At 72.7% G+C, this 13,272-nt stretch carries 11 protein-coding genes; 9 read left to right on the top strand and 2 right to left on the bottom strand.

The window, feature by feature from the left end:
• Positions 1 to 80: 80 nt before the first annotated feature.
• A complete protein-coding gene (locus tag ABD932_RS15810) occupies positions 81 to 695 on the bottom strand; it encodes a TetR/AcrR family transcriptional regulator (protein WP_345013032.1) in 615 nt (204 codons plus the stop codon).
• Between the two features lie 100 nt (positions 696 to 795).
• Here ABD932_RS15810 and ABD932_RS15805 point away from each other — a divergent pair, with 100 nt between their 5' ends.
• From ABD932_RS15805 to ABD932_RS15785, 5 genes are all read left to right on the top strand, one after another.
• Positions 796 to 1,623, top strand: a complete 828-nt coding sequence (locus ABD932_RS15805; RefSeq protein WP_345013030.1) for an SDR family oxidoreductase — start codon at positions 796 to 798, stop codon at positions 1,621 to 1,623.
• 182 nt (positions 1,624 to 1,805) lie between these two features.
• Positions 1,806 to 4,439 carry a class III lanthionine synthetase LanKC gene (lanKC, locus tag ABD932_RS15800; protein WP_345013029.1) on the top strand — a complete coding sequence of 878 codons (2,634 nt, stop codon included), beginning with the start codon at positions 1,806 to 1,808 and terminating at the stop codon, positions 4,437 to 4,439.
• Between the two features lie 6 nt (positions 4,440 to 4,445).
• Positions 4,446 to 4,571 (top strand): SapB/AmfS family lanthipeptide, encoded by a 126-nt coding sequence (locus tag ABD932_RS15795; RefSeq protein WP_345013028.1) that lies wholly within the window; start codon positions 4,446 to 4,448, stop codon positions 4,569 to 4,571.
• A gap of 79 nt (positions 4,572 to 4,650) precedes the next feature.
• Positions 4,651 to 6,387, top strand: coding sequence for an ABC transporter ATP-binding protein (locus ABD932_RS15790; RefSeq protein WP_345013027.1), 1,737 nt, complete (start codon positions 4,651 to 4,653; stop codon positions 6,385 to 6,387).
• On the top strand, positions 6,384 to 8,285 hold the full coding sequence (locus ABD932_RS15785) for an ATP-binding cassette domain-containing protein (RefSeq protein ID WP_345013025.1): 1,902 nt from the start codon (positions 6,384 to 6,386) through the stop codon (positions 8,283 to 8,285). The genes ABD932_RS15790 and ABD932_RS15785 overlap by 4 nt, the downstream gene beginning before the upstream one ends.
• A gap of 23 nt (positions 8,286 to 8,308) precedes the next feature.
• Here ABD932_RS15785 and ABD932_RS15780 read toward each other — a convergent pair whose 3' ends face one another.
• Positions 8,309 to 8,914 carry a response regulator transcription factor gene (locus tag ABD932_RS15780; protein WP_345014414.1) on the bottom strand — a complete coding sequence of 202 codons (606 nt, stop codon included), beginning with the start codon at positions 8,912 to 8,914 and terminating at the stop codon, positions 8,309 to 8,311.
• A gap of 502 nt (positions 8,915 to 9,416) precedes the next feature.
• On the opposite strand from ABD932_RS15780, the gene ABD932_RS15775 reads away from it, so the two are divergent.
• The 4 genes from ABD932_RS15775 to ABD932_RS15760 are packed head-to-tail and all read left to right on the top strand — an operon-like array spanning position 9,417 to position 13,176.
• Positions 9,417 to 9,791, top strand: a complete 375-nt coding sequence (locus ABD932_RS15775; protein ID WP_126396439.1) for a hypothetical protein — start codon at positions 9,417 to 9,419, stop codon at positions 9,789 to 9,791.
• An 18-nt stretch (positions 9,792 to 9,809) separates the two neighbouring features.
• Positions 9,810 to 10,373 (top strand): hypothetical protein, encoded by a 564-nt coding sequence (locus ABD932_RS15770; protein WP_345013022.1) that lies wholly within the window; start codon positions 9,810 to 9,812, stop codon positions 10,371 to 10,373.
• Between the two features lie 14 nt (positions 10,374 to 10,387).
• Positions 10,388 to 11,611: an MAB_1171c family putative transporter gene (locus ABD932_RS15765; protein WP_345013020.1), complete on the top strand. Its 1,224-nt coding sequence runs from the start codon at positions 10,388 to 10,390 to the stop codon at positions 11,609 to 11,611.
• Positions 11,608 to 13,176, top strand: a complete 1,569-nt coding sequence (locus ABD932_RS15760) for an amidase (protein WP_345013018.1) — start codon at positions 11,608 to 11,610, stop codon at positions 13,174 to 13,176. Before ABD932_RS15765 ends, ABD932_RS15760 begins: the two co-directional genes overlap by 4 nt.
• Positions 13,177 to 13,272: the final 96 nt, after the last annotated feature.

Raw genomic sequence — 13,272 nt, 5'->3', positions numbered from 1 at the left:
GAAGACCGTTCCGCCGTCGGCGCGGTGACGGCCGACCACGACTGACGCCGACCGACTGACACCGGTGACGACTGACGAGGTCAGGCCTCACCGGGGCCGGCGCGAAGCCCGCCGAGGAGGATGTCGACCAGCGCGGCCGCCCGCCGCTCCGACGCGGCGGCGTTTCCGGTCAGGAGCTGATAGAGCAGCGCGCCGGTGACGGCGTCGGCGACGGCGTCCAGGTCGGCGTCCGCACGCACCTGGCCGGCGTCCACACCGCGGCGCAGCCGCTCCACGAGAGCCTCGTGCCGGGGGCCGGTGAGCTGCTGGTAGAGGACCTCGGCGTCCTGCGGGTTCTCCGCCGCAGCGGCGGTCAGGGCGAGGACGAGGGGGGTGTGGCGGGGGTCCGCGGCCAGCGCCGCGTACCCGCGCAGCCATTGGCGGATGTCGGCCTCGATGTCGCCGGTGTCGGGCGGATCGACGCCGCGGCCGGGCGTGGCGGCCAGGAAACCGTGGTTGACCGCTTCGGCGACGAGAGCGCCCTTGGAGGGCCAACGCCGGTACACGGTCGGCTTTCCCACGCCGGTCCGCGCGGCCACGCCTTCCATCGACAGTCCGGCGTAGCCGTTCTCGACGAGCAGTTCCCGCGTCGCTTCGAGGATGGCACGGTCGGCTGTCGCGCTGCGGGGCCGGCCTCGCCGGCGTACCTCTCCCATGGCACCCATCGTAGAGGCCAGGTGCATCCTTCCGTTACGGAACGGATCGTAATGTAATTGGGCCGGGAGAGAGCCGTGCGCGGCGGAGGGAGAGCGCCTCATGGCGAGGAACGTGCTGGTCGTCATCGGTGTCGGCGGAATGGGGCAGAGCATCGCCCGGCGGCAGGGTGCGGGCAGGAAGGTGCTGCTCGCCGATTTCGACGAGCAGGTGCTGAGCACCACGGCACAGGCGCTGCGCGGCGAGGGATACGACGTCGTCACGTCCCCCGTCGACGTCTCCTCCCGCGCTTCGGTGGCCGCCCTCGCCGACCTGGCGGCGGAACTCGGCAGCGTCACCGAGGTCGTCCACACCGCTGGCCTCTCCCCGGTGCAGGCGCCCGCCGCAGCGATCCTCGCCGTCGATCTGCTCGGCGTGGCGCTGACCCTGGAGGAGTTCGGACGGGTGATCGCCCCCGGCGGCGCGGGCGTCGTCATCTCCAGCATGGCCGGGCATCTGGCCGCTCCCCTGGACGCCGAGCAGGAGCGGGTCCTGGCCCGCACGCCCGCCGACGAACTGCTCGATCTGCCGTTCGTCAGCGAGGTGACCTCGGGTGCCGTCGGTTACGGCCTCGCCAAGCGCGCCAACCATCTGCACGTCCAGGCGGCCGCCGGGACGTGGGGCAGGCGCGGTGCCCGGATCAACTCGATCAGTCCCGGCGTCATCTCCACCCCCATGGGACAGCAGGAACTGGCGGGCGACAGCGGCACCGCGATGCGCGCGATGGTCGATGCCTCGGCCACCGGACGGCTGGGCACACCGGCCGACATCGCGGCCGCGGCCGCGTTCCTGCTCGGTCCGGACTCGGGCTTCGTCAGCGGCACCGACCTCCTCGTCGACGGCGGCGTCGTCGCGGTCCTGCGCGCCGGCGCACCGAGCCCGGCCGCCTGACCGGCCCTTTCGGCAGCACCGCCGGCCGTGTGATTCGTCCAGGCGGGCCGTGCGAATCTCATGGTCCTGCGGTGACAGTCGAACGATGTTCGTACTCCCCTGTTCTGTCATCGTGAGAGGTGAGCGACGCGGACCAGGTGGCCCGACCCACCGTCAGCTCGTCCCCCGCGGGGAGGCATTCCGTGGACAAGCGGTACGAGATCTACTGCCTCACTCACCCGCATTTCTACGACACCCCGTCCCATGGCCGGACGCGTGGACACTTCCGCCAGACCCTGCGCCCGCTGCCCTCGTCGTGGACGCGCAAGGAACTCGGCGACTGGGTGGTCTGCCGTCCCGCCGACGCGGAACTCCCCCCACAGGGCTGGAAGATCCACGTCTCGGCGTGTCCGGACAACGCGCAGACCATCCTGGACACGGTGTGGGACTACTGCCTTTCGCGCCGTATCGCCTTCAAGTTCCTGCCCGGCATGGACACCCTGTTCCTCGCCAACGCGAAGTACGCGCACCGCGGCTCCAGCGGGAAGTTCGTGACCGTCTACCCCGCGGACGAGGCCCAGTGCGAGCGTGTCCTCACCGAGCTCGGCGCCCTCCTCGACGGCCGGCAGGGGCCGTACATCCTCAGCGACCTGCGCTGGGGTGCCGGTCCGCTGTACGTCAGGTACGGCGCCTTCGCCGACCGGTACTGCGTCTCGGCCGGCGGGGTGCTGGAGCAGGCGGTGGCGGAACCCTCCGGACGTCTGGTCCCCGATGTACGCGGCCCCACCTTCCGGATGCCGGAGTGGGTACACCTGCCCGCGTTCCTCGAACCGCATCTCGCCGAAAGCCGCCGGACCACCGTCACCGACCTGCCCTACCGCATCGAGAAGGCGCTGCACTTCTCCAACGGCGGTGGGCTGTACGCCGGTGTCGACACCCGCACCCAGGAACGTGTCGTCCTGAAGGAGGCACGGCCCCACGCCGGGCTCACCCCCGACGGCGCGGACGCCGTCACCCGGCTGGAACGCGAGCGGACGGCCCTGGCCCGGCTGCGCGGCCTGACCTGCGTACCCGGGCTCCGCGACCACTTCGAACTGGGCGGGCACCGCTTCCTCGTCGAGGAGTTCATCGAGGGACGGGCCCTGCACGAGGTGTTCGTCGAGAAGTATCCGCCGGCCTCCCTGGACGCCGACGCGGCGGCCTACGCCGACTACACCGCCTGGGCCCTCGACGTGCACCGGCAGGTGGAGGAAGCGGTCGCCGAAGTCCATGAGCGGGGCGTCGTCATCGGCGACGTGCACACCTACAACGTCCTGCTCCGCCCCGACGGCAGGGTGGTGCTGATCGACTTCGAGGGCGCGTCGGACGTGGCGGAGACGGGGCACCAGGTCCTCGCGGCCCCGGGCTTCATGGCGCCGAGCGGCGCGACCGGCTTCGACATCGACCGGTACGCGCTGGCCTGTCTGAGGATCTTCCTCTTCCTGCCGCTGACCGGCCTCATCGACCTGGACGGCGGCAAGGCCGGGCAGCTCGCCAGGGAGGCCGCCCGGCTGTTCCCGGTCCCCCGGGAGTTCCTCGACGAGGCGGTCCGCACGCTCACCGGCGACGGCGGGATCGCCGCGGGGGTGAACGACGGTCCCCGCCTGAGGCCCGACCGCTCGGGCTGGCTTCGCGCCCGCACCTCGATGACCGACGCCGTCCTCGCCGCCGCCACACCCGAGCGCCACGACCGGCTCTTCCCGGGCGACATCGAGCAGTTCGCCGACCCGGGCGGCGGCCTCGGCATGGCCCACGGCGCGGCGGGCGTGCTGTACGCGCTGGACGTGACCGGCGCCGGACGCCGGCCCGACCACGAGGACTGGCTGATCCGGCACGCGCTCCACCCCGAACCCGGCACCCACCTGGGCTTCTACGACGGCCTGCACGGCGTCGCGTACGTCCTGAAGCACCTCGGGCACCACGAGGAGGCCGTCAAGGTCCTCGACATGTGCCTGGGCGAACAGTGGGAGAGGCTGGCCCTGGACCTCAAGGGAGGCCTGTCCGGCATCGGGCTCAACCTGCTGCACTTCGCGACCGCCCTCGACGACGCCACCTGCCGTGACACGGCCCTGCACGTGGCGCAGGCCGTCGCCGACCGGCTGGGACCGGCCGACGGCCCACCGGAGACCAGCGGCGGCACGCACCCGAGAGCGGGACTGCTGTACGGCTCCTCCGGGCCCGCGCTGCTGTTCCTGCGCCTGTACGAGCACAGCCTTCGGTACGGGCACGGCGGCGACCCGGCACTCCTCGACCTGGCCGCCACCGCGCTCCGCCAGGACCTGCGCCGCTGCCTCCTGCGCGCGGACGGGTCGATGGAGGTGAACGAGGGCTGGCGCACCATGCCCTATCTCGCCGACGGCAGCGTGGGTATCGGCATGGTCCTCGACGAGTACCTGGCCCACCGCGCGGACGAACGGTTCGCGGATGCCGCCGAGGCGATCCGCAGGGCCGCGCGGGCGTCCTTCTACATCGAACCCGGGCTCTTCGACGGCGTCGCCGGAATGATCCTCCACCTCAGCCGCGCGCACCCGCCGGGCACGGCCGCCGCGCGCGACCCCGTGATCGCGGATCACGTACGCCACCTGGAGCGTCACGCCTGCGTCCTCGACGGCCGACTCGCCTTCCCCGGCGAGCAGTTGCTGCGGCTGTCCATGGACCTGGCCACCGGCACCGCGGGCGTCCTGCTGGCCCTGGGCGCCGCCTTCCACTCCCGGCCCACCGGACTGCCGTTCCTGGCACCGGGCCTGAGGCCGGCTCATGACCTGCCCGTCCCCACGGAGATTCGAGAGAGGAGGTGAGCACACATGTCGCTCCTCGAACTGCAGGGTCTGACCATCGAGTCGGAGACCGGATACGCTCCGCCGCCCGGAAGCCGCGCGAGCAAGGGCTGCGGTGGTGGCGGAAGCCGCCTCAGCCTGCTGCTCTGCTAGTCCCTGTCGAAACGGCGGGGGCCCACCGCGCGCCCCCGCCCCCATTTCGCCGGAACCGTACGACGACGGGAGCAAACCGGTGGAGCGACGCGCGGCGGACTGCCTGCTGCTGGCGACGGTCCGGCGAGGCGGTGCGTGGGGCGTGTTCCAGGCCGCCGTGTCCCTCCTGCTGGCGGGGGTCTACATCGCACTGCCCGCCGTCGTGGGCCGCACGGTGGACGCCGTGCTCGGGCGCGGCGACACAGCACTGTGGCTGACCCTGTCCGCCGTCACCGTCGCACTGCTGGTGGTGTGCGACGCCGCGGACGACTACGCGGGCGCCGTGGCCAACGCCCGGTGCACGGCATGGCTGCGGCACACCCTGCTCGGCCATGTGCTCGACCTGGGCGCCCCGGCCGCCCGCCGGCACACCCCCGGCGATCTGGTGGCCCGTCTGGTGGGCAACACCGCCCGGGCCGGCAGCGCCCCCTCGGGCCTGGTGTGGGCGGTGACCGAACTGGTCCCCCCGGTCGGGGCCGTGGTGGCCCTGGCCCTCATCGACCCCTGGCTGTGCCTCACCTTCCTGGCCGGACTGCCGCTGGTCGTCCTGGTGGTCCGCGCCTTCATCCGCGACGTCTCCGACCTCAACGACCGCTACTTCGCCACACAGGGTGACATCGCCACCCGGTTCGTCGACGCCCTCACCGGCATCCGCACCATCACGGCCGCCGGTACCACGGCCCGCGAGGCCGAGCGGGTCCTGACACCCCTGCCGGAGCTCCACCGCCACGGTCTGGGCATGTGGCGCGCGTTCGCCCGGGTCTCCGCACGCGACGCCGCGATCGTCCCCCTGTTGGAGGTCGCCGTGCTGGCCGTGGCCGGACTGGGACTCGCCCAGGGCCGCATCACACCGGGTCAGATGCTCGCCGCGAGCGGGTACGTGCTCCTGGCCACCGGCGTGAGTTCGCTGGTGGCCTCGGTGCACCGGCTGGCCTTCGCACGCGCGACCGCGGGGCGCATCGCCGAGGTGCTGGCCGAGCCCGCGATGGCGTACGGCGACGCGCGCCTGCCCTCCGGGGGCGGCGGGCGGCTGGAGTTCCGCGGGGTCACGGTACGCAATCCAGCGGGTGACGCAGCGCTGGACTCGATCGACCTGGACGTGCCGGCGGGCGCGCTGACCGCCGTCGTAGGACGCTCCGGGTCCGGCAAGTCCCTGCTGGCCGCGCTGGCCGGACGGCTCGCCGACCCTGACGAGGGCGACGTACGGCTCGACGGTGTACCCCTGCGTGCCGTGGGCCGCGCGGAGTTGCGGCGGGCCGTCGCCTACGGCTTCGAACGCCCGGTGCTGCTCGGCGATACCTTCGCCGACGCCATCGGGTTCGGGCCGCGCACACCCGGGGGCGGGGAGGTGCGTGCGGGGGCCACCGCGGCACGCGCCGACGCCTTCGTCCGGACCATGCCCGAGGGGTACGGCACCCGGCTCGCCGCCGCGCCGCTGTCCGGCGGCGAGACCCAACGCGTCGGTCTGGCCCGCGCCTTCGTCCAGTCCGCGCCGTGCGGCCGCCTCCTGGTGCTGGACGACGTGACGGCCAGCCTCGACACCGTCACCGAGCACCACATCGGCCAGGCCCTCACCGGCACCGGCCCACTCGCCCACCGCACCCGCCTCGTCGTCACCCACCGCGCCTCCACGGCCGCCCGCGCGGACGTGGTCGTCTGGCTCGACGCGGGACGGGTGCGGGGGGTGGGCACGCATCGGGAGCTGTGGGCGCAGGCGGGGTATCGGGCGGTGCTCCGGGCGGAGGACGGGCCGGGGCGTGACGGAGGCGTGTGGTGAGCCCCGGACCGGGGGTCCTGCTGCGCGCCACGCTGCGCACGCGGCGCCGGGAGTTCGTACGGCTCACCGGCTGGTCGCTGGTCGAGGCCGTGCCCGCGCTGCTGTCGGGCTGGCTGGTCGCCCGTGCCGTCGACGACGGCTTCCTCGCCGGCCGCAGCGCCGCGGGCTTCGGCTGGCTCGGCCTGCTGGCCTGCGCGGTCCTGGTCGGCGCGTGGGGCACCCGGCAGGTCACGCTCCAACTGGCCGGTGTCGTGGAGCCGTTCCGTGACGATTTGGTCACTCTCGCCACCACCGGCACGCTGCACCGCTCCGCCCGTGTCGGGCAGGGCGTCGACACGGCGGGCGTCGCACGGCTGACCGAGCAGGTGGAGATCGCCCGCGAGTCGTACGGGGCGGTCGTGATGTTCGTACAGAGCTTCACCGTCACGACGGTGAGCGTGCTGCTCGGGCTGGCCGCGCTGGATCCCGCCCTCCTGCTCTTCGTCGCACCGCCCCTCATGGCCGGCCTCGTCCTCTTCCTGCTGGCCCTGCGGGCGATGGCGGCCCGACAGCGGGCGGTCGTCCTCGCCGACGAGGCCATCGCCGAGCAGGTGAGCACGGTGGCCGGCGGGCTGCGGGACGTGGCGGCGTGCGGTGCCGAGGAAGCCGTACGCCGTCGGGTCGGCGCCCGTGTCGACGAGGCGGCGGGCGCGGCCCGCGCTCTGGCCCGCCTCACCGCGTTGCGCACCGCCGCGCTGGGCGTCGGCGGCTGGCTGCCGATCGTGCTCATCCTGGCCGGGGCGCCCTGGATGGTGCGAAGCGGGGTGACGGCCGGCGCGATCCTGGGCGCGCTGACCTACGTCTCCCAGAGCCTGCAGCCGGCCCTGCGCGGATTCGTCCAGGGGCTCGGCGGCAGCGGGCTGTGGCTGCTGGTCACACTCGGCCGGATTCTGGAGACGGCCGGTCCATGGGCGCCGGGAGCGTCGGAGGTCCCTCGAGCAGCGCGGGTGACCGGCACCTCGGCGGTCACGAGTGCTCGGGTCGCGGCCCCGTCCCGAGCGGTCGAGGGACAAGCCGCCGGCCGAGCGGACGGCACCCCATCCGCCACCGGCCCGGGCAAACCCGAAGCCGCCGCACCACCGCGCGCACCAACGCCGCCGGACCCGCCGCGCGCAACCCACCCCCGGGACGGCCGCGTCGACCTGCGCGACGTCACCTTCGGCTATGCCCCGTCCGCCGAACCGGTCGTCCAGGGCCTCGACCTCTCCCTCGTGTCCGGCACCCACCTGGCAGTCGTCGGCCCCAGTGGCGCGGGCAAGTCCACGCTCGCCGCGATCGTCGCCGGGGTGCTCGAACCGCAGGCCGGCCAGGTACGGCTGGGCGGTGTCCCGGTCCGCTCCCTGGACACCGGCAGGCTCACCCGATCGCGCGTCCTGATCCCCCAGGAGGCGTACGTTTTCGTCGGCACCCTGCGCGAGAATCTCGCCTACCTGCACCCGACGGCCACCCAGCCGGCCCTCGACGCGGCGGTCCACGCCATCGGTGCCGCCCCGCTCGTCGCACGCCTCGGCGGCTACGACGCGCCCGTCGACCCGGCCCTCCTCTCCGCCGGTGAACGGCAGCTGATCGCCCTCGTCCGCGCCCTGCTGCCGCCCGCCCCGCTGGTCCTGCTGGACGAGGCCACCTGCCACCTCGACCCCGGCGCCGAGGCCGTCGCCGAACGGGCCTTCGCCTCCCGCCCGTCCACGCTGATCGTCTGCGCCCACCGGATCAGCTCCGCCCTGCGCGCCGACCTCGTCCTCGTCATGGACGGCCCCCGCTGCACCCTGGGCACACACGACCGGCTGCGGGCCGACTGCGCCCTCTACCGGGACCTGATCGGCCACTGGGACCAGGTGGGCGCCGAGATCCGGCGCTGACGACACCGGTGCGGACGGCGGCGCTACAGCCAGCCCGACTCCCGCGCGATCCGGATCGCGTCGATGCGGTTGCGTGCGCCGGTCTTCCTGGAGACCGCGTTGAGGTGATTGCGGACCGTCCCCACGCACAGCGACAGCCGGTCGGCGATCTCACGCGTGGGCGTGCCGTCCGCCGCCAGCCGCAGGACCTCGCGCTCTCGGTCGGTCAGCGGGTTCTCCGCCGAGGAGAGCGCCAGCAGTGCCAGTCCCGGGTCGATGAACCGCTCGCCCGCCGCCACCTTGCGGACCCCCTCGGGCAGGGTGTCGCAGGGGCTGTTCCGGCCGATCAGGCCCGACACGCGACGCGCCAGCGCCCGCCGCAGATACTCCGGGGTCGCCGAGCCGACGACCAGCAGGGTCCGGCATTCCGGCAGCCGCGCGGACAGCTCCAGCGAGGTGCCGAGGGCGCGGTCCTCCTCGCCGTCGACGTCGATGACGACCACGTCGGGGCGGTACGACAACGCCTGCGAAACCGTGTGTCTGTACTCCGGTGGCGCCGGGACCACTTCGATGTCCTTCTCACGTGTGAGCAGGGCGGCGAGTGCCCCACGCACCAGGTCTGCCTCCTCGACGAGAAGAACACGGATCAACATCGCTCCTGCCCGGCCGACGCGGCCTGCATGACACAACGCGCCCCGGACACTCCGACGACGCCTTACGAAGTATCTCCGCCTGTCCACCCAATTGCCGGGAACCGCCCCGCCCGCACGCCACCGTCGCCCGGAAGCGCGAGCGGGAGTCCGCGCGTGGTCCAGCCGCTGAACGACCGGGCCGCCGTGCGCCCCGTCAGCGGTGAGGCGGACATCGCAAGAGTCGGCTGGTGGGCCAGCAGCCGCTCCAGCCGCCCGAGTTCGGGGGCGGCCGGGGCGGAGTCGTCGGGGGCCCGGAGCCACGACTTCCGGTGCGTCGACTATAGTTACGCGCAACGGGCGTCAACTATAGTCACGCCAGTGGGAAGGGAGGCGGTGCGCAGTGACGGAACCAGGGGTCGGCCCCCATGTGCCGGAGGCCGCTCAACCGGCTCCTGCTCCGGTTCCCGTTCCAGGACCCGGTGCTCCCTTCAGTGATCGCCTCAACTTCCTGTTCGACCGCGTGCGTCCGCCAGGGGCGGAGGAGTACTCCAACGCCCATGTGGCCCGCACGATCTCGTCGTACGGGGAGGACAGCTACACGCGTTCCCACATCAGCCTGCTGCGCGCGGGCAAGCGGACCCCGACCATCACCATCGTGCCGCTCCTCGCCCGGTTCTTCGGCGTGGAGGCCGCCTACTTCGTCGAGGACGAGGTCACGCGGAAGATCGCGACGCAGTTCGAGATCCTGCGAAAACTGAGGGAGAACGGGGTCGAGCAGATCGCGCTCCGGTCGATGGGCGTGTCGGCCGCCGGACAGCGCAAGGTCCTGGCCGCCCTCGAAGCCGTACGCAAGGAGGAAGGCCTGCCCGACGACCCCGCAAGGGATCTGCCGTGACCGGCGACCGGTGTCTCCATGAGAAGGGGAAGCTCCATGTGGCTCGACCGTCGTAACCGCGGAGCCGATCGTGAGGCCGACGAGGTCGAGCGCCGGAGCAGGGAGTTCATCGCGGGCCTCGGCCTGCCCGCCGTCGACAGCGTCCTGGACCTGGCGCCGTTCATGGAGGAGCACCTCGGCCGTTCGATCCGGCTCATGCCGTTCGCCTCGGACCCGGCCGACCCCGACTCCCTCGACGCCTCGGCCCCGTGCGGTCTGTGGCTCGCCACCGCGGACACCGACTACGTGTTCTACGACACGGCCGTCAGCCGGGCGCACGCCGAGATCATCGTGGGCCACGAGTTCGGGCACATGCTCAAGCGACACCGGGGCAACGCCCCTCTCGAGGCCGGCAGCCTCGGCGGTCTGATCACCGACATCGACCCCGCCACGGTGCAACTCGTCCTGGGGCGGACCCGGTACAAGGAACCGGAGGAGTTCGAGGCCGAGATGCTGGGCTCTCTCCTGCAGGAGCACGTGAGCGCGGTCCGCACGTCGGACCGCCGGGAAGCCGACCCGATATCCCGCACGTTGCTGCGCTGACCGAATAGGGCCCCGTGAAAGACATCCTCCACCCCCTGTGTCTTGCCATCGCCGGCACCGGTTTCCTCATCCTGGTGCGCGACCTGGGCAGGAGCCGCCGCGACCCGGCACTCGTCGCGCTGGCCTTCACCTACGGCTTCTCCGCCCTCAGTTACGCGGTCTCCCTCACCTGGGTGTGGGTACGCATCGACGGCTTCTTCGGCGTCCCGAACATCGTCGTGCCGATCGCCCAGGGCTTCGTGATCGTCGTCTTCGCCCTCCAGGCGACCGTCCTCGCGTACTGGTCGAAGCCTCCGGCACAGGCCCGCAGGCACGGCCGGCTGCTGCTCGTCGCGGCCCTGGTGGTCATCGCGAGCATGGCGGTGCTGTTCGCGTCACTCACACCGGCCGCCACCCGGCCCACCGACTTCTCCCTTTACTACGCGCACGACCCCGTCTTCCAGACGTACGTGCTGCTGTACTTCGGGACGTACACCGTCGCCGAGATCTACCTGGCGGTGTCCTGCTGGACCTACGCACGCCGGGCCACGAACCGGTCGATCGCCGTCAGCCTGCGTGTCGTGACCGTCGGCGCGATCATCACCCTCGGCTACAGCGGCATCCGCATCGCCGCCGTCGTCGGGGCCGAGGTCGGGTTCGGCGTCGACCACCTCAACGACTTCGCCTGGGCCTGTGGGGACATCGGCGCGACCCTCACTCAGATCGGCTATCTCATGCCCACCGTCGCCCGCCGTGCCACCGGCGTCCGCGACTGGGCCACCGCGCACCTCCGCTACCGGCGCCTCGGCCGGCTGTGGGCCGCCCTCGACCAGGCCGACCCTGGCATCACGCTGCGGCGCCCGGCTCGCCAGAGCCAGGACGTGCTGCGCGGCCGCAGCGTCCATTTCCCCCTGCTGCGCCGCCGAGTCGAGATCCGGCAGGGACAGAAACTGATGCGCCGCTACCTCGAACCGGCCGTGCGGGTGGAAGCGGAGGCCCGCCGCGCGTCCGAGGGGCTGTCCGGGACCGAGTTCGTCGCGGCCGTCACCGCCGACCAGATCCACGCCGCCCTCGTCCGGCACGCGGCGGGTGAACCCGTCGACACCCCCGCCGAGTTCGCCGACGCCGAGCTCGCCCTCGCCACCACGGAGGACGAACTGCTGCACCTCCAGCGCGTCGCCGCGCACTTCACGGCCCCTGTGAGCGAGAGCCGCAACGCTTCCGACGTCCTCAGCAGCACCTCAGGAGACCGTTCGTGATCGTCCGTCGCACCCTGCTCATCGCCTCCACGGCCATCGCCGCGGTGGCGTCCATGGCCACCATGTCCGCGGTCGCGCGGTCCCGCACGGGTGGCGCGCGATCCCCGCGCACCGACCTGCACCTGGCCCCCGCGCGCGAGCAACTCGAAGCACTGCGCCGGCGCACGATCACCAGCCGCGCCCTCCTGGAGCGGTATCTCCAGCACATCGCCGAAACCAATCCGGGCCTCAACGCCGTGATCACCCTGGACGCCGACGCCGCACGCGCGGCGGCCGACGAGGCCGACCGCCACATGGCGAGGACGGGCAAGCCGCTAGGTCCACTCCATGGCCTGCCCCTCACGGTCAAGGACGCTCTGGAGACGAAGGGGCTGCGCACGACCTGCGGTTCCCCCGACCTCGCCGCCCATGTGCCCGACCAGGACGCGGACGCCGTCGCGCGCCTGCGCTCCGCCGGGGCCGTGATCGTCGGCAAGACGAACGTCCCGGTCATGTGTCAGGACCTGCAGACCTCGAACCCGGTCTTCGGCACGACCAAGAACCCGTACGACGACGCCAAGACCGCCGGCGGATCCTCCGGAGGGCCGGCCGCAGCCGTCGCGTCCGGCATGACCAGCCTCGAACTCGGTTCCGACCTCGCGGGCTCACTCCGCCTCCCGGCCGCCTACTGCGGTGTGTACGCGCTGCGCACCAGCGGGGGCATCGTCCCCACCCGGGGGCACATCCCCCGGCCACCGGGGTGGCTCACCAGCTCCGACATGCTCACCATCGGTCCCATCGCCCGGAACGCCGACGACCTCGACAGCTTCCTGCAGGTCCTGGCGGCGCCGGCCCCGGCCGACGCGGACGCATGGCGGATCGAACTCCCGGCGCCCCGGCACGGCCGGCTGGCGGACTACCGCTTCGGACTGTGGCTGGACGACCCGTACTGCCATGTCGACGAACATGTCCGCCGGCTCCTGGAGCAGGTCTCCGACCTCCTGCGGTCCGCGGGCGCCACCGTGGACGGCAGCACGCGGCCCGTGCAACTCGCCGACAGTGACAGGCTCTTCCAACAGCTCATGTTCGCCACGGCGAGCGCCACCGCCACCGACGCCGGCTTCGCCGACGACATCGCCGCCGCCGACAGGGTTCCGGCCGACGCCCCGAGCGGCCTCTTTCTGCACTCACGTACGATGCGGCACCGGGACTGGCTGCGCGCGAACGAGGAACGCGAGAAGCTGCGCGACCGCTGGGCCGACTACTTCGCCTCGCATGACGTCCTCATCACGCCGGCGGTCCCTTCCACGGCCGTCGACGACCAGACCTCGACGCCGGTTCCCCAGAGGTTCATCACCGTCGACGGCGAGCGGCGCCCGTACTTCGACCAGACGGCGTGGCTGAACCTGGCCGGCCATGTCCGGCTCCCCGCCCTCGTCATGCCCGCGGGGAAGACCGCCGACGGTCTGCCGCTGGCCCTCCAGATCATCGGTCCCTACCTGGCCGACCGCACCGTGATCGACGTGGCCAGGCAACTGGCACGGCACCTTCCCGGACCCTCGCAACCGCCCGCGTCCACCTCGTGACCGGGCTCCCATGACCGGGCTCGCTCTGCCCCCACGGGGGTGGGGCGGGGCGAGCCCGCACAGCAGAGGGCTCGGACACCGACGGGGGATGCGGTG

This window comes from Streptomyces shaanxiensis (genome assembly GCF_039537145.1).
GTDB classification, from domain to species: Bacteria; Actinomycetota; Actinomycetes; order Streptomycetales; family Streptomycetaceae; genus Streptomyces; species Streptomyces shaanxiensis.
The sequence above is the reverse complement of the archived record's forward strand: the minus strand, read 5'-3'. Positions and strand labels throughout refer to the sequence as shown.